The following is a 17,137-nucleotide window of genomic DNA, read 5'->3' on the forward strand; positions in this document are numbered from 1 at the left end:
AGCCAACTATTGGAGCTGTGATTGTTAAATTAGTCAATCGGCACAGTGTAAAAAGGCGTAAAGTCACTCAATTTGTTATTGCAGCGGTTTGCTATTGAGCGATACCATATAGGGCTGTTTCTTTGGTAAAGATGTAATTATGTCAGATGAAAAACTCGCACTCGAATGGATGCGCCAACAAGCTCATAAAGTTGACCCATACGTTATCGATCCATCGTTTGATGAATGCGTTGAGTTGCTTGATCCTGCCTTCAAGAAAGGCAAGAGTGTTGCTCAACTCAAGTATCTGTTATCAGAAGCAGATCGCCGAGCGGGCGCGGCAGAACGTAAGCATGCGGCTTTAAAATACGCCAAAGAGAAAAGCCCAAATGCTGGTCAAATCTTGCGACTGCAAAGCAAGCTTCAACAAGTTCAGTTGGCTCTCAAGCTTGCCACTGGCGATAACAATATGACCATATCTCAGTTCTGTGCGGAGTACGATGTCTCTAAGCGTGACGGCAATACGGCATGGAATGAAAAGCTGGTGGAGCAAGGGAAGAGAAAGTAGTCATTAAAAAGCCTGAAAATTGATTTCAGGCTTGGTGGTCAATCCGCTTATTCAGATCCAATACCCACGCTAAGGTCGAATGTTATTGAAGCTGACCTTCTGCGTTCCATCTCCAAGTTTCTCCAACTTAACTACGTCTCCTTGATAGTAATACGGTTCCATTGGCATATTGCTGTTGGTCGGTCTTGCGTAGTGCAATACAGCCAGTTTAGCGTCAACTTGCTGAGCATATACATAGCCAATCAGCGCATGTTCAAATTGGTGATAGCCATTACCCCAATGGAAAGCTTTGGTGCGTTTTGGCTCAAGCCCGACACCGCCGTATTTATGGTCGACCCATACATCATGAAAAGTGGGTAGGGTGTATTGCAGGACGTCTTTCATTGAATCATCGACAAGTGAAACCGTCATTGCTGCTTGATCAAGCTCCGCCCATTCCCATGATGAAGCCCAATTTGTGTTTGGTCTGCTTTGCCAGCCAGTTATCTCTTGTCCTTTCCACGCTTTCTGAAGTTCTTCGCCATAATATTGGGATACACTCACGAAATTTTTCTGATATTGCGCATGAACGAGAGTGTGTTTCATCCCTTTGATGCCAAACTCTTTCCATTCAGAGTTATTCAATGTTTGGCCTGTAAGGTAAGTCATCCAATACGCTTTGATGGTGTGCCCAAAATCGTTGTGATTAGCATTCGGCATCTTGGCGGCTTTGCTGTGAATGGCCCCGTAGAAGCGTTGTTCATCTTCAGAGTGGTAGTGCTCGACCATGGTTTGTGTCAGCCAACTTAGATCATCAAGCCATCTTGTCTTGGTGGGCTCTTTTAGCAGGGGAGCGACTAACAGCATGTAACCGTTAATCTGATCAAGTTGCGCGACCAGTTCACGCTGTGTGGCTTTGCCATCTTCACCATCCGCAAGTACCCAAGCAAGACCGCTGTTGTCGCTAAGTCGATATTTATCAAAGATAAAAGCTTGTTGTGCGATGAGTGCTTCTTCTACCTTTTTGTCTTGAGTCAGGTAGTAGTACATGGCAAGGCCAACTAATGCATACGCTTGATCTTGAGAAGTACGCTGCTGCCAATTTTGGCCTACTTTTCCCTCTTTTGTGTAGCCGATAAAGCCGCCGTTTTGCTTATCTTCTAGCTGATCAATGATGTAGTAGGCTCCTTGCTTGGCAAGCGCTAAAGCCTGCTTATCGCCACTAAGGTGGTAGAGCACGCCATAGGCATAAGTTTGACGTGACTTCATCCGCGTAAACTCTTTGCCAAAGTGTGGCGTGATCCAGCCTTTGTTTAGTTCATGGCACACATCAGAAACATCGAGCAAGGTACCGTCATCACAGCGGAAAGTAGGGAAGTTTCCTACCGGTTCTCCTTGAGCGCTAGGCATTAACCAATAAGGTGCAAGCCCTTCAGTCGCATGGTTGAGCCACTCTTCTCCAGAAGGAAGATGGGCGTTGGCAGATACGGCGAAGCTAGTAATACTGAGTAATGCGATCGTTGCTCGTAACATGATGTTTATCTTAACTATTTGAATTTCTTTGAATATAAACAATCACATCTGCACATTGTGATTAGGCGATCACAATCGACCAAATTAATAAGGTTTAGATAAAAGCTCACAGACTAGTGAGCTTTGGAAGGGTGTCTTGTATTTTATACTGGCTTGCCCGCCTCATCTTCTTCAACCACATCGGTTTCTAAGCTTGCCTCTGCCAGCCATTTTTGTATTGATGGACTGTTAAGCACACGTTGTTGATACTGCGATGCCTTTTCGGAAAGTTGTATTCCATAGGTTTCTACGCGCAATGCGACGGGTGCAAACATCGCATCGGCAATCGACCATTCACCAAATAACCATCCCTCTGGGTATTGTTCCATTTGTGCAGACCATATTGCATCAATACGAGCGATGTCTTTCAGTGCGTCTTCACTCAGTGTGAGCTTTCGTTGTGCGCGGCAGTTCATCGGCATTTCATTTCTGACGGCAAAGAACCCAGAGTGCATCTCGGCGGAAATTGCTCGGGCATGGGCGCGTTCTTTCACTGAGCTAGGCCACGCTGCACCGTCCAAATAGGCATCGTTAACGTATTCGAGAATCGCCAATGAATCCCACACCGCAACATTACCATCAACTAGGGTTGGAACCTTGGCCGTTGGCGTCACTTTCGCCAGAGTGTCGTAAAAATCAGAGGTGAACAGCTTGAGCTTGATGACTTCTGCATTCAGGTTGTAGTTGTCGAATATTAGCCATGCGCGCAGTGACCAAGTTGAGTAGTTCTGGTTTCCAATATAAAGCTGCATCGTTGCTTCCTTGCGTTTGGTGGGCATGCATTTGAGATTAGGGGATTGTATTGCGGCGCACTAACGGATAATTTTGATGCAATACATTAACAAAAACGATGGGTGGTGATTTCAATATGGATATTGATGCTTTGCGAGGCTTTCTCGCGTTTGTAGAAACCAGTAGTTTCACTCGTGCAGCGAAACAGATAAATCGCACCCAATCGGCATTCAGTGCTCAGATGCGTAAGTTGGAAGAAGAACTCAACGTCACTCTTTTCCAGAAAGAAGGACGTAATTTAATACTGACTGAAGCTGGCTTAGCGCTGCGATCTCATGCCGAACAGTTGGTCGCCCTTCACAATACCGCACTTAAGCAAGTAAAGCGTTACGAAGACAAACAACCTCTGCGACTCGGCTGCCCTGAAGACTACAATGACACCATTCTGCCGAAAGTGATTCGCCTGTTGCAGAAAGCAGAACCCACCTGTTCAATCCAAATATTCAGCCTGCCCAGCATTACGCTGAGAGAGTGGTTGGATGACGGCAGGCTTGATGCGGCGATTGTCACCCGAGCGCCCGATAGTGAAGAGGGTTACTGGCTCACTCATGATATCGGAGTATGGATAAGCAGCCCTGATTATGTGTTCGATGAGTCTAAACCAGTGCCATTAGCCTTGTTTCAGACCGATTGTAAGTACCACGCCGCGGCAGTGAATGGCTTAACCAAGCAGGGCACGCCTTATCAGTTATTGGCGTGTAGCAATACTGCTTCAGCGCAGCGAGCGATCGTTAAAGCTGGATTAGCCATTGGCGCGATGGGTAAGCTGAGCGTGACTTCAGATTTGAGAATCCTCGATGATATGCCACCGTTGCCTTCGGTCGATATTGTGCTGATCCTAGCGACCAAGCATCACCCGGTATTGGATAAAGAAGTGCTCAATCAACTTGTGGAGCTGGGTTCTGAGTAGCTTAGGTTCATCTTCCTATTGGAGGATTCCCAAGCTTTTCAATTTTCGATAAATGGTATTGCGGCTGATACCGAGTATTCGAGATGTCTTGCTGATGTTGCCTTGGTTCGCTTGATACGTTTGCAACAAGGTATCTTCAACGGTACTTCTTAGATCGTTATTCGTTGCACCTTTGATGGCATTAGGAGTCGTCAGTTGATGCTGATTATCTTGCGCTAACGACGTGAGATGTTGAGCAAGGTGGCTGGGCACATGCTCGAGTGTGAGTTGGGGTTCATCACTTGCTAATAGAGCAGCAACCTTAAGTAAGTTGTCTAATTCGCGGATATTACCCGGCCAAGAATAGGCGCACAGTAAGCTCATCAAGTGCGGGCAGATTGTCTGTTCGTCTTCGGCGTATTTACGATGAATGTGCTCGATTAAAGCGTGCTTGTCTTGTCGGTGTTGTAGGCTTGGCAAGGTGAAGGCTAAGCCATTGAGTCTGTAATACAGGTCTTGCCTAAACTCACCTGTTGCGACTAACTGCTCGAGGTTTTTGTGAGTTGCAGCGATGATCTGACAATCGACTTGATAGCTTTGATTGGAACCAACTGGCACCACGGATTTGTCTTGCAGAACATGCAGTAGTCGGCACTGAGCTTCTAAAGGCATGTCGGCGATCTCATCTAGAAATAGAATCCCTTTATCTGCTTGACGGATCTTACCTTGGAAGCCCTTGTGGCTTGCTCCCGTAAAGGTGCCCGGCGCGTAACCAAACAGTTCAGATTCGATAAGGTCTTTAGGCAGCGCGCCACAATTTACCGCTACCAAGGGCGAAGACTTACGCTGGCTTTGCTTGTGCAGCGCTTTAACAAACTCGCCTTTGCCAACTCCTGTTTCTCCTAAGATCAACAAACTGATCCCTTTATCGATTACCTTGTTGGCTTGCTGCCAAGCGTGTTCGATTTGTTGCTCGCCATGGTGCAAATCACACGATGCTGAAATGGAGCGCGTGCGTTTGGTGGTTATAAGAAATCCGGCATCGGCCGTGAGACACATAAGATGATGCTCGATCACTACCAAAACACTAAGAACCTATTAATTAGCTACGATACTAATCCGTTAGGCTTTTTCTAAAATAGATAGGTTCTAGAACAGTCTAATTAGGAAGTCACTAGCAACGAGATGGCTTAAACAATATAAGTAAAATGAAAAGCAAAACGCCAAGTTCTTATGAGCTTGGCGTTTTTATGTTTGAATCGCTTTAGTTTTTCGAAAAGAAGATCTCTGGCTTATGGTTCGGGCCATAGTTGCCTTCTAGTTGGGTAAGTTCTAATCCTTGTTTGCCTATCAAAGAGCCGACCAATTGGCGGTTAAACGGGTAGCTGTCGGGGTTGTTAATATATTCTTCTACATCTATCCATTTAGCTTCTGCAATTTCATCAGTGTCTTGAATCGCAATTTCTTGAGTTTGAGCGATAAGGTGACAAATAAAGTAGAGGTTTGATTTACCGAATTGATACGGGTGTCTTGTCGCCATGCCAACCACAGAAACGAACGTTGCCTCGATACCGGTTTCTTCCAAGGTTTCACGAACCACCGATTCTTCAATGCCTTCACCCAACTCAATATGACCGCCCGGTAATTTGTAACCCGTCATGCCGTGCTCTTTGATCATCAGAACTTGATTGTGTTCGTTAGTGATTAACGCGCCAGCACCCAAGGTGTGGGTCGGAATGAAAGGCACAAACTCTACAATCTCGGATTTGTGGATCAGCGTAATCTCGTCTTCTAAGCAGTTGTGAAACACAAAGCCAAGCTCAGTCGCCACCGGAATAAGGTGCGAGAGTGAAATAGGTAAGCTAATCCAAATGATGCCTTTGTTATTCTGCTTTGAAAATTCGGTGATCTCGCTGAGTTCGGCATTGAATGAGTCAACATCGTGAGGGGCTGTTGCTGGGTCAATGATGATGCCGTTAAATTTGTCGAGCGTAAATTCCACGGGTGATCCTTTATTATTTTGATTTATTGGGCGTCGAGCATGGTCTGAGCTTATCGTATCTAAAGAGCTTATAACACCTTGAGAGCAAGGGCAGCAGTGAATCAAAAGTAGGCAATGCAGTTTATGTCGAACGGGTCGGGATAAGTGGAGGGTGTTGCTAGAAACAAAAACTGCGCTTGGAAGCCAAAGCGCAGTTTTAAAATGAGGTTTATTGCAGTTCGATTTTAACGAATATAGTTCGCGTTAATACTCACGTACCAGTGTTGAAGCTTGCCATCAGATTTCTTGATCCACAAATCGTTGGTGTAGCTATCAATCTTGCCGTTAACCGTAAGGTTGAATGTGTTCTCGTCGAATTCGCCAAGCTTCACGAACTGGTCCGTGGTAATCAGGAATGGGTCCATGTCGTCTACACCAACCACATCTGAAATCACATAGTAGTGGTAAGTCAGCGGCTTGCTCGCATCATTCGGGTTGCTGCGATACGCAACAAGCTTGAATGGTTCCGTTAATGGAACGTCGAGCGTTTGCTTGTCCATGGTCGCTGGAATTGGAATAAACAGCCAAGCGGTAAACAGACCGCTCAATAAAACCATCAGGAAGAAAAGAGTCTTAATTGCTTTCATAGCAACCTTCAAAATATGGGGGATGTTAATGGGGCTATGGTAACTAGGGAGAGTAAAGATGCAAGCTCTGTTATTACCCTATCTTATCTCAGCTTAATCTAGCGCAAAGAAAGCGGTTCGGTTAACTCGAAATGTAAACACGAGTGCTTAACTCTTGATTATGGCTTAAGAGAATTCGTTATTTGAACCAATCTTGGTTTTTAACCAGTCTCTCGAAACAAGGCGAAGAACTGTCGCGAAATGACCTATATAGATAAAATTCAGTACGATAAGAATAGCGCATGAATATTTTTTGAGCGTTTTCTTATGCATTTAAATCCACGGTTAAGTGGCGAATACCATTCTTATGTCGATCACTCATTTCGTATCGATTGTTCACTTGGCTCCAATCCATTTGGCGCACCAGAAATTCCTGAACATGTGATCAAAGATATTATCTACGGTATTGATAAGTACTATTGCCACAGGGAGCTTTCGGAGCTGACTTATCTGACTCGCCAGTTTATTGGGATTGAAGATTGTCGTATTACGTACACCACGGGCTCTCTTGGGGCGCTAGAACTTATCTTCAATAAACTTATCGATCACAACAATCGCACCATGATAGGCATTGGCCCTCAGTTTGTTGAAGCAGTATCAGAGTTCACTTTGGTGGGCGGGAAGTACCAGTCCATCAACATGTTTGATTATCAAAACGAGTCGGATCTGTTCGGTGTGTTGGCATCAAAAATAAGCAGTCAAAATCCTGCCTTGGTGTATATCGATAATCCCAACAACCCAACGGGTCGAATCTACGACAGAGCTTATCTGGTCGAGATAGCGAGAGTATGTGAGCGTTCTGGCGCTATTTTGATTGTCGACGAGGCATATGGTGAATACCTGACCCCTGAGCAGTCTATGCTCGATCAGACCTTAGTCTTGGACAACTTAATAGTTTTACGAACCTTTTCTAAAGGTTTAGGGCTCGCTGGGATTCGACTCGGTTACTTAGCCAGCAGTGAAAACCTGACTTCTGCAATCGAAGCTGCGGTGAGTGTGTTTACGCCGACTTACCCCTCAATAAAAATCGCATCGGCGACCTTACCCAATGCAAAACACTTCTTAGAAATGAACCGCAGCAAAACTGAATACTTTAAGCAGCAAATGATCGGCTTGTTGTCTGAGAACAATATTGAGGTGGTTGGCACGTCAATATCGACGCCCATTATGTTGTTGAAAAAGAGAGGAACTCACCTTTCAAAGCTATTTGAGAGTATCGGTATTAAGACATGTTCGGGTGTCGATTTTGCTATTACGTGCGACGCGATGACTGAAGAGTATGTTCGATTACGAATTGTTGGCAATGATATAGATTTAGAAGCGTTAAAGCAGCGTATTAAGCAGTTATAAAAGCAACCGTTATAAAATCAGTAGGCATAAAAAAGCCCGCACCTTGCGTTTACAAAGTGCGGGCTAAATTCATCTGGCTACTTGTTTAAGTAAGCAGCGTGGAACTCAATGTGTTCATCAATAAAGCTAGAGATGAAGTAGTAGCTGTGGTCGTAACCAGGCTGCATACGTAGATCTAAATCGGCATTGGTTACCTTAGCGGCTTCGACTAATTGCTCAGGTTTAAGCTGTTCAATCAGGAAGTTATCGGCTTCACCTTGGTCGACCAACATTGGCAGTTTAGTGCCTTTGGTTTTTAGAAGCTCAGAGGCATCGTAGTGTTTCCACTCTTCAATATCCAAGCCTAGGTATTGGTTGAAGGCTTTTTGTCCCCAAGGGCATTGCATTGGGTTGGTGATTGGGCTGAATGCAGAGATAGAACGGTAGCTATCTTCGTTTTTAATGCCAATCGTTAGGGCACCATGTCCGCCCATGCTGTGACCAGAAATCGATTTTACGGATGTAACAGGGAAGAACGACTCAATTAATGCAGGGAGCTCTGTTACCACGTAATCGTACATGTGGTAATGGCTGTCCCATGGCGCTTGAGTGGCATTCACATAGAAGCCTGCACCTTGGCCGAGATCGTAATTTTCATCGTCGGCAACACCTTCGCCACGTGGGCTAGTGTCTGGTGCAACAATCGCGATGCCTTGCTCAGCCGCGGCTTTGAAAGCGCCGGCTTTTTGCATGAAGTTTTCATCGGTACAGGTTAAGCCTGATAACCAATACAAAACAGGAACTGGGTTTTCTTTGCTTGCGTTAGGTGGCAAGAAAATCGCAAAACGCATGTTGCAGTCAAGCGTTGCAGAAAAGTGGGTGTATTGTTTGTGCCAACCACCAGCAACCTTTGCTTGGCTAATGTTTTCGATTGTCATCTATTGTGCTCCGTTAGGTTGATGGTTTGGGAGTAAATTTGTCTGTATTACTTAAAGTTTCACCACCCACCGGGCAGGAGGTGGTGAAGACAGTTTCGCTCTGATGTTTAAGTCAGAACTGTGGTCTCGACACCTAAGTATCGAGACCAAGGGGTATTATTTATCCATGTGTAGAACAGTACGGATAGATTCACCTTTGTGCATTAGGTCGAATGCTTCGTTAACATCTTGCAGACCCATAGTGTGAGTGATGAACTCTTGAAGACCAAACTCACCCGCCATGTAACGGTTAACGATTTCTGGAAGCTCAGAGCGACCTTTAACACCACCGAAAGCAGAACCACGCCATACACGACCAGTCACTAGTTGGAATGGACGAGTTGCGATCTCTTGGCCTGCACCCGCAACACCAATGATTACCGATTCGCCCCAACCTTTGTGACAACATTCAAGTGCTTGACGCATCACGTTTACGTTACCGATACACTCGAAAGAGTACTCAACACCACCGTCTGTCATCTCAACGATAACGTCTTGGATTGGCTTGTCGAACTTAGTTGGGTTGATGCAGTCAGTCGCGCCAAGCTGTTTTGCTAGCTCGAATTTGCTCTCGTTGATATCAACACCGATGATGCGGTTAGCACCAGCCATGCGAGCACCAATGATTGCAGAAAGACCGATACCGCCTAGGCCGAATACGGCAACGTTGTCGCCTTTTTCAACTTTAGCTGTGTTAAGTACCGCGCCCATACCTGTTGTTACACCACAACCTAGAAGACAAACTTCTTCAAGTGGTGCTTCTTTGCTTACTTTCGCTAGAGAGATTTCTGGAAGTACTGTGTACTCAGAGAAAGTCGAGCAGCCCATGTAATGGAAAATCGTTTCGCCATTAATAGAGAAGCGGCTTGTACCGTCTGGCATTAGGCCTTTACCTTGCGTTTCACGAACGGCTTGGCATAGGTTAGTTTTACCCGATTTACAGAACTTACATTCGCCACATTCAGCTGTGTAAAGTGGAATCACGTGGTCGCCAATCTCAACACTTGTAACGCCTTCGCCGATCATCTCAACGATACCGCCACCTTCGTGACCAAGAATTGAAGGGAAGATACCTTCTGGATCGTCACCTGATAATGTGAATGCGTCAGTGTGACAAACACCAGTAGCAACGATGCGAACTAGAACCTCACCAGCTTTAGGAAGTTGTACATCAACTTCTTCCATTTTTAGTGGCTCGCCAGCTGCCCATGCAACCATTGCTTTTGATTTGATATGAGTTTGACCAGGTTTAATTTCGATTGTCATTGGATGTTTCCTATATATGTCAGTACAGCGGATAACCGTGCAATTAGCTTCAACCCGTTAAGCGTAGTTGAGCTTAATTGTTTCCGCTCTCTCGTTTTGTTGGAGCTAGTATAGGTGTGAGTACTGGTTTTGATAATGCCCTCAAATAGAAAATGATTATTACTTATTTGTAATAATAGAGCATTTAGGTTCCTCGTGTTAACCGAAAGTCACACTTAAGAATTTTTAAGGTACGTCATAATAATTGCTTACTGAAAATCACATGAATTGGAAATAAAACTACAATATTCTGAGCGCCGTATTTAATGTTGTGGACTCATACATGCTTTTATCTCTTCCGCCTCCAGTGATGCTGTCACTTGCCATCGTGCTTGAAGTTGTCGCGACTTCTTTATTGCCTAAAACGCAGCAATTTACTTCCCTTCCTGCTACCGCCGCAGTACTCGTCGGTTATGGCTTTGCTTTTTATCTGTTGTCTCTCACGGTTCAAACTATGTCTCTGGGTGTCGCCTATGCGATTTGGTGTGGGGCAGGGATTGTGTTAGTCGCGGCGTTATCTTGGTTGGTCTACGGGCAAAAGCTAGACATCTACGCGATCATTGGCATCGCTTTGATTCTGTCTGGTGTGGTGATCATTAACCTGTTTTCAACGTCGGTGAGTCACTAAGAGTCTATTTCCTACTTCTGAAGGAACAAACTAATTGGAATCTAGAGTAGTTAGCCTTCAACTTAAGGTATTGAATATAATATAGTAATTCCAATAAATGCATTTTGTACATGTATTTTATGAAAACAGCTCACTTTACTCATAGATTGGTCGGTTTAGTATAGCCAGCAGAAACCAATGATTATAAATAATCATAGATATTATCTTTTTATCAATAACTTAGGGGGTCATTATGACTATTCCGACAACCGATATGATGGAAGCTTGGACGGGATTTCAAGCTGGCGACTGGCAAACATCCGTTAATGCACGTGATTTTATTCAGCGAAACTACACCCCTTATGAAGGCGATGAGTCTTTTCTTGCGGACGTGTCGGAGTCGACGACACAGCTATGGGAGTCGGTGCTAGAAGGTATTAAAGAAGAAAGCCGCACTCATGCCCCTGTCGATTTTGATACTGATATCGTTTCCACTATCACCTCACACGATGCCGGTTACATTGTAAAAAACCTCGAAAAAATCGTGGGTCTACAAACCGATAAACCACTGAAACGCGGCATCATCGCCAATGGTGGTATTCGAATGGTGAAAACGTCGTGCGAAGTGTACGGTCGTGAATTAGAGCCACAAATCGAAAAGATCTTCACTGAGTACCGCAAAACGCATAACCAAGTAGCGTTCGATCTTTATACCGACGAAATTAAAGCATGTCGCCGCTCTGGTATTATTACTGGTCTGCCGGATGCTTATGGTCGTGGACGCATTATCGGCGACTACCGTCGTCTTGCTTTGTACGGTATCGACTTCCTAAAATTAGACAAAAATGAGCAATTCAAATCGACTCAGAAGATGCTTGAAACGGGTGGTGATTTAGATAAGACATTGCGTCTACGTGAAGAGCTTACTGATCAAATTCGTGCCCTTGATGAAATGCGAGAAATGGGTTTGAAGTACGGCATTGATATGTCTTCTCCTGCTCGTACTGCGCAAGAGGCAATCCAGTTTACCTATTTTGGCTACTTAGCTGCGGTTAAGTCTCAAAATGGTGCTGCGATGTCGCTAGGCCGCACATCAACCTTCCTAGATGTTTACATCGAACGTGACCTTAAACTTGGTCTGATTGATGAAAAACAAGCGCAAGAGTTGATTGACCATTTCATCATGAAGCTTCGTATGGTTCGTTTCCTTCGCACTCCTGAATACGATTCATTGTTCTCTGGCGACCCAATTTGGGCAACAGAAGCAATGGCTGGTATGGGCGTTGATGGTCGTACTCTTGTTAGCAAAACGACTTTCCGCTACTTGCACACATTGCACACGATGGGCCCAGCACCAGAGCCGAACATGACGGTTCTATGGTCTGAACAACTGCCTATCGCGTTTAAACAATACGCGGCTAAAGTGTCTATCGAAACCTCATCACTTCAGTATGAGAACGATGATCTAATGCGTGCGGATTTTGATAACGATGATTACGCGATTGCGTGTTGTGTAAGCCCGCAGGTGGTTGGCCAACATATGCAGTTCTTTGGTGCTCGTGCAAACCTTGCTAAAGCGTTGCTTTACACCATTAACGGTGGTGTTGATGAAAAATCTAACATGCAGGTTGGCCCCCAAGTTGCTCGTATCGAAGATGAAGTTCTCGATTTTGACCGCTTAATGCCTCGCTTTGATGACATGATGGATTGGCTTGCAACGCAATACGTCACTGCGCTGAACGTGATCCATTACTCGCATGACCGTTATAGCTATGAAGCATCGTTAATGGCGTTAATGGATCGCGATGTTCATCGCACAATGGCTTGTGGTATTGCAGGGCTGTCGGTTGTTGCTGACTCGCTTGCGGCTATCAAATACGCGAAGGTAACACCAGTACGTAACGAAGGTGGCATCGCTGTCGATTTTGAGATTGAAGGCGAATATCCGAAATTTGGCAACAACGATTCACGTGTCGATGATATTGCTTGTGATTTGGTTGAACGTTTTATGAAGAAAATTCAGAAAATGAACACCTACCGTGAAGCGGTTCCAACTCAATCTATCCTTACGATTACTTCAAACGTTGTATATGGTAAAAAAACTGGTAACACACCAGATGGTCGCCGCGCAGGTATGCCATTTGGCCCGGGCGCAAACCCAATGCACGGTCGTGACGAGAAAGGTGCGGTTGCTTCACTTTCTTCAGTTGCCAAACTGCCGTTTGAATTCGCTAAAGATGGTATTTCTTACACCTTCTCAATCGTACCAAATGCACTAGGTAAAGATGACTTAAGCCAAAAAGTGAACCTAGCAGCACTAATGGATGGTTACTTCCACCACGAGGAAAATGCAGGTTCGATTCGTGTTGAGGGTGGACAGCACCTTAACGTGAACGTGCTTAACCGTGACATGTTGTTGGATGCCGTCGAACATCCAGAAAAATACCCACAGTTAACCATCCGAGTGTCGGGTTACGCTGTGAGGTTCAACTCGTTAACACGTGAGCAGCAACAGGATGTAATTAGCCGTACGTTTACTGCTAAGATTTAACCGTAAACTTCAAGATATACGGTTCTAAAAAAGCGCGAGAATGACATCCGTTTCTCGCGCTTTTTTGTGCGCGGAGTATGGCGCTAATGATGTCGTTGGGCGTCGCGTTGTCTTGGCTAGTATATGGGCAAAACCGATATTTACGCGGTGATTGGAATTACTTTGATGCTTTTTTTGGGGGGATTCGCTTGTTTTTTATGTCAGAGATCACTAGGAGCTCTAACTTATTTTTGCCCCATTGTGCGTTTTGACAGGTTGACCACTGATGCAATCAGAAAGATAATTGATTTAATTTTTTCAAAACATGTAACCTGTCGTTAGGTTACATAATATCAGTCACTTAGGGATAGTCATGACAGCGTACAAAGGAATCTCCGAACTCACTTCAATCAAGATTCTTTCATGGTTTTTTGGGGTGACGATTTTTATAGTTACGATTTTGATATCGACTTCAGTTATACCTAATTACTCGCTTTCCCTTACTCCAAAAGGGTTCGAAAATTTCATTACACTCTTCAATGCGCCAATTAAGTTAGCCGCAGCTTACGCTGCAATTGTGGGCTTAATTTCATTAAATCACAGATCAATACAAACTAAAGAGCAACTCGATAGAGCAAGTACACAGATAGCGCAGATTCAAGCTCAGAACCTTTTTGCAAATTACTATAAACATCGAGAAGAGTTCGTAAAGTACAGTGACAAAATCGCTGGAGCGTTAGAGTGTCAACCTATAGATGTAGCTGGATTGGTACATATCAACTTATTCCCTAATGCTAAAGGCGGTGATTATGCTCCTTATGAAATTACAAACACCGATTTTTTTGAGCGTTTAGCTAAGATAATTAACGAGTGTCAGATCTGTATCGATGAAGGGAAGTACAACAGAGTAAAAAGCTCGTCGTTCCAATTTCCACTAAGTAAAGCATTTAATGATCTTGAAATCCTCACTGGTACAAGAAGAAGCAAAAATTGGAATTTTGACAACACTATCTCACCATACAATTTTGCAAATAGTGTTCACTCTATGGCATCAATTTTCTTCTTACTTCTAAGTGACTACTGGGTAATGGCTCGATTCGAAAAGGACATTCAAACTGCCGAGACCCGTAAAGTTATGTGGGCTTTGGGCGACTTTAAAGATAACTTCAAGTGTAATGTTGAGTTAGAGATTAATACGCAAATAAAGCCATATCTAGAAAATATAACAAGGGCTATTTCCAACCTGTAAGTCGCTTTGACCAATCGATGAGAGGTTTTCAACACCTCAGATTATCTGTTAAATGTTAATTTAATAAAAGATGTAACTCGCTTCTGTCCAGAACCTTCATAAGCTGAATTTTTACCCGTGGTACTTCCTAGTTCGAAAGTCCCTCTTTCCAACTTAGAACCGATCTCAATATGAGTTGTCGGGAGATTTTCATTTACCCTCCCGACATCAAACGGATACATAGCTGATCTTCCTAGCGACTTACAACGTAAGAGGTTAGCTAAAAGGGAGAAAACAATATGTCCACCGTCTATGTCAGCATCGGAAGCAACATTAACCGCGAACATCACATCACAGAATCTCTCAAAGCATTGAATAGTCACTTTGCACCTCTGAACATTTCTAATTTCTACGATTGTGAGCCTGTTGGTTTTGAAGGGGACAACTTCCTAAACCTAGTCGCAGGGTTTGAATGTGACCTTTCTATCGCTGGACTGGCTAAGGTTCTGCATCAAATCGAATTAGAGAATGACCGCAAGCGTGAAACTAAAGAATACGCTTCGCGCACGATGGATATCGATATCCTTCTTTACGGTAACGAAGTGGGCACTATCGATGGAGTAGAGCTGCCGCGAGGTGAAATCACCGAGTACGCTTTTGTGCTTCGACCGTTAGTTGATGTTGCCGCGCAAGAACTTCATCCCACTCTAGATATCTCTTTTCAGCATCTCTGGAACAACTTCGATCAGCTGAGTCAGAAAACCGAACTTATACCGTTCGAGGTCAGCTTCACTTAGTCCCTGTAACTGCTTTAAACAGAACGCTTGAGCTTTATTGATCTTTTCCTCTAACAGGCACGTAACTCACTCTACCTTCTAAGGATCGGAAACTGTTATGAATCACAATGCGATTATCACCATCACAAATCTCAGATTAAGAACCTTCATCGGCTTCAACGAAGAAGAAAAAACTAAGCAGCAAGACATTGTTATAAATGCGGAGATCCATTACCCCGCAAACAACCTTTGCCTCTCTGATGATGTGGAGAACGCACTTAACTACAAAAATATCTGCAAAAAAATTATTGAACATGTTGAATCTGGACGGTTTCTGCTTTTAGAAAAGTTAACCAGCGACGTACTCGGTATTTGTATCGACCATTCATGGGTTCGATACGCTCAGGTGAGAATTGACAAGCCTCATGCTCTACGTTTCGCCGATTCCGTCTCGCTCACCCTGAGCTATGAAGCAGAACTTGAAGATTAACTCATAAGGAGCGACTCAATGCTAACCACAGAAGCTGAAAAAGTAAGAGAAGCTTTGCTCGAAAAGGGGCTTGAAACCCCGATGACATCGAGCGAAATGAACCCCGACCAGAAGTACAACCGCATCAAAGGGCTTTTGACGGAAGTTGTCAGTACGCTCGGGCTGGATTTAACCGATGACAGTCTCGCTGAAACACCTCATCGCATTGCAAAGATGTACGTTCACGAGATATTTTCAGGGCTCGACTACAATAACTTCCCCAAAATTAGTGTTATCGACAACAAAATGTCAGTTGATGAAATGGTTAAGGTATCGGATATAGATTTAACTTCGACGTGCGAACATCACTTCATCACCATCGATGGTTTAGCACAAGTGGCTTATATCCCAGAATCCAAGATTCTTGGGCTATCTAAAATAAACCGTATTGTTCGATTCTTTGCTCAGCGTCCGCAGGTTCAAGAACGCCTTACACAGCAAATCCTGGTCGCGATACAGACTCTAGTCGAAACAGAAAATGTGGCTGTGACGATTAAAGCAACTCACTACTGCGTTAAATCGAGAGGCGTTATGGACGCTAACTCTGAAACCACCACAACCGCGCTTGGTGGCAGTTTCAAAACTAACCCTCAAACTAGAGCTGAGTTTTTACGATGAGTGAAACGATTCTAATAACTGGAGTGGGGAAGCGTTTAGGATTCGCTCTGGCGCAGCAACTTATATCTGACGGATACAAAGTCGTTGGCACTTACCGAAGCGACTATCCCCAGCTGAAAATACTGCGCGACAGTGGAGCCGACTTGCAACAGGTAGATTTTTATCAACAAAGTAGCTTAGAGGGTTTTTTGCATTATGTTGGTCAAGAATATAAGGCGATTCGAGCCATCATCCATAACGCTTCCGACTGGCAACCGGAGAACAAAAAAAATCCCAGTGAAAACGCATTACAAATCATGAACCAGATGATGACGGTTCACGCTACCGTGCCTTATCTGGTTAACTTAACGCTCAAAGACCAATTAATGTCTGGCGATAAAACGTCGGACATCATCCACATCAGTGATTACGTTGCGGAAAAAGGCAGTAAAAAACACATCGCTTACGCGGCCAGTAAAGCTGCACTCAACAACCTGACGCTGTCGTTCTCAGCGATGCTGGCTCCCAAGGTGAAAGTCAATACTGTCTCTCCTGCCATGATAAAATTCAATGAACATGATGACGAGGCGTACAAAACCAAAGCTCTGAAAAAAGCACTGATTCCCGCAGAGGCAGGCTTTGAAGAAGTGATAGATGGCATTAAGTTTGTTTTGGCTAGTCACTATATGACAGGAAGGACTTTGCACCTTGATGGCGGCAGGCACTTGAAGTGAAGTTCATGCGTTGTGATCTTGAGGCAGGATAGTCAACTAATCTATTCGTCTTTCATATCGTCTAACTACATTTTTTTAA

General features: G+C 44.3%; 16 protein-coding genes and 1 pseudogene. 10 read left to right on the plus strand and 7 right to left on the minus strand.

The window, feature by feature from the left end; genetic code table 11:
* Positions 1–139 precede the first annotated feature (139 nt).
* Entirely contained in the window at positions 140–547 is a 408-nt protein-coding gene (locus BCU07_RS15860; protein WP_017054885.1) for a hypothetical protein, read from the plus strand.
* Between the two features lie 69 nt (positions 548–616).
* On the opposite strand, the gene BCU07_RS15865 is transcribed toward BCU07_RS15860, so the two are convergent.
* Together BCU07_RS15865 and BCU07_RS15870 are read right to left on the minus strand one after the other, a co-directional pair.
* Complete coding sequence (locus BCU07_RS15865; protein ID WP_102428693.1) at positions 617–2,059, minus strand: N-acylglucosamine 2-epimerase; 1,443 nt, start codon at positions 2,057–2,059, stop codon at positions 617–619.
* 143 nt (positions 2,060–2,202) lie between these two features.
* Positions 2,203–2,850: a glutathione S-transferase family protein gene (locus tag BCU07_RS15870; protein WP_017069761.1), complete on the minus strand. Its 648-nt coding sequence runs from the start codon at positions 2,848–2,850 to the stop codon at positions 2,203–2,205.
* Between the two features lie 98 nt (positions 2,851–2,948).
* Here BCU07_RS15870 and BCU07_RS15875 point away from each other — a divergent pair, with 98 nt between their 5' ends.
* Positions 2,949–3,800: a LysR family transcriptional regulator gene (locus tag BCU07_RS15875; RefSeq protein WP_102428694.1), complete on the plus strand. Its 852-nt coding sequence runs from the start codon at positions 2,949–2,951 to the stop codon at positions 3,798–3,800.
* A 15-nt stretch (positions 3,801–3,815) separates the two neighbouring features.
* Here the strand turns inward: BCU07_RS15875 and BCU07_RS15880 are convergent.
* From BCU07_RS15880 to BCU07_RS15890, 3 genes and pseudogenes are all read right to left on the minus strand, one after another.
* Positions 3,816–4,805: pseudogene (locus tag BCU07_RS15880) on the minus strand (sigma-54-dependent Fis family transcriptional regulator); the annotation flags it as partial.
* 238 nt (positions 4,806–5,043) lie between these two features.
* Positions 5,044–5,781, minus strand: a complete 738-nt coding sequence (locus BCU07_RS15885) for an NUDIX domain-containing protein (protein ID WP_017061630.1) — start codon at positions 5,779–5,781, stop codon at positions 5,044–5,046.
* Between the two features lie 224 nt (positions 5,782–6,005).
* Positions 6,006–6,407, minus strand: a complete 402-nt coding sequence (locus BCU07_RS15890) for a hypothetical protein (protein WP_017061631.1) — start codon at positions 6,405–6,407, stop codon at positions 6,006–6,008.
* A 306-nt stretch (positions 6,408–6,713) separates the two neighbouring features.
* Between BCU07_RS15890 and BCU07_RS15895 the strand changes: the two genes are divergently transcribed.
* Positions 6,714–7,796, plus strand: a complete 1,083-nt coding sequence (locus BCU07_RS15895; protein WP_017061632.1) for an aminotransferase class I/II-fold pyridoxal phosphate-dependent enzyme — start codon at positions 6,714–6,716, stop codon at positions 7,794–7,796.
* Between the two features lie 77 nt (positions 7,797–7,873).
* Here the strand turns inward: BCU07_RS15895 and fghA are convergent, their stop codons facing one another.
* Both fghA and BCU07_RS15905 read right to left on the minus strand, forming a co-directional pair.
* Positions 7,874–8,713, minus strand: coding sequence for an S-formylglutathione hydrolase (gene fghA / locus BCU07_RS15900; RefSeq protein ID WP_017061633.1), 840 nt, complete (start codon positions 8,711–8,713; stop codon positions 7,874–7,876).
* A 156-nt stretch (positions 8,714–8,869) separates the two neighbouring features.
* Positions 8,870–10,018 carry an S-(hydroxymethyl)glutathione dehydrogenase/class III alcohol dehydrogenase gene (locus tag BCU07_RS15905; protein ID WP_017076927.1) on the minus strand — a complete coding sequence of 383 codons (1,149 nt, stop codon included), beginning with the start codon at positions 10,016–10,018 and terminating at the stop codon, positions 8,870–8,872.
* Positions 10,019–10,340: 322 nt separating this feature from the next.
* Here BCU07_RS15905 and BCU07_RS15910 point away from each other — a divergent pair, with 322 nt between their 5' ends.
* The 7 genes from BCU07_RS15910 to folM all read left to right on the plus strand — a co-directional run bounded on the left by BCU07_RS15910 (position 10,341) and on the right by folM (position 17,058).
* Positions 10,341–10,685, plus strand: a complete 345-nt coding sequence (locus BCU07_RS15910; RefSeq protein WP_017069768.1) for a DMT family transporter — start codon at positions 10,341–10,343, stop codon at positions 10,683–10,685.
* A gap of 232 nt (positions 10,686–10,917) precedes the next feature.
* On the plus strand, positions 10,918–13,215 hold the full coding sequence (pflB, locus tag BCU07_RS15915; protein ID WP_102428695.1) for a formate C-acetyltransferase: 2,298 nt from the start codon (positions 10,918–10,920) through the stop codon (positions 13,213–13,215).
* A gap of 352 nt (positions 13,216–13,567) precedes the next feature.
* The gene (locus BCU07_RS15920; RefSeq protein ID WP_102428696.1) at positions 13,568–14,443 is read left to right on the plus strand and encodes a hypothetical protein; all 876 of its coding nucleotides are present in this window, start codon (positions 13,568–13,570) and stop codon (positions 14,441–14,443) included.
* A gap of 278 nt (positions 14,444–14,721) precedes the next feature.
* Positions 14,722–15,219, plus strand: coding sequence for a 2-amino-4-hydroxy-6-hydroxymethyldihydropteridine diphosphokinase (folK, locus tag BCU07_RS15925; protein ID WP_102428698.1), 498 nt, complete (start codon positions 14,722–14,724; stop codon positions 15,217–15,219).
* A gap of 97 nt (positions 15,220–15,316) precedes the next feature.
* Entirely contained in the window at positions 15,317–15,688 is a 372-nt protein-coding gene (folX, locus tag BCU07_RS15930) for a dihydroneopterin triphosphate 2'-epimerase (protein ID WP_017067658.1), read from the plus strand.
* An 18-nt stretch (positions 15,689–15,706) separates the two neighbouring features.
* A complete protein-coding gene (gene folE / locus BCU07_RS15935) occupies positions 15,707–16,345 on the plus strand; it encodes a GTP cyclohydrolase I FolE (RefSeq protein ID WP_102398130.1) in 639 nt (212 codons plus the stop codon).
* Complete coding sequence (folM, locus tag BCU07_RS15940) at positions 16,342–17,058, plus strand: dihydromonapterin reductase (RefSeq protein ID WP_017061643.1); 717 nt, start codon at positions 16,342–16,344, stop codon at positions 17,056–17,058. The genes folE and folM overlap by 4 nt, the downstream gene beginning before the upstream one ends.
* The last annotated feature ends 79 nt before the right edge of the window (positions 17,059–17,137 follow it).

Source organism: Vibrio sp. 10N.261.54.E10, assembly GCF_002877735.2.
Taxonomy (GTDB): Bacteria; Pseudomonadota; Gammaproteobacteria; order Enterobacterales; family Vibrionaceae; genus Vibrio; species Vibrio crassostreae_C.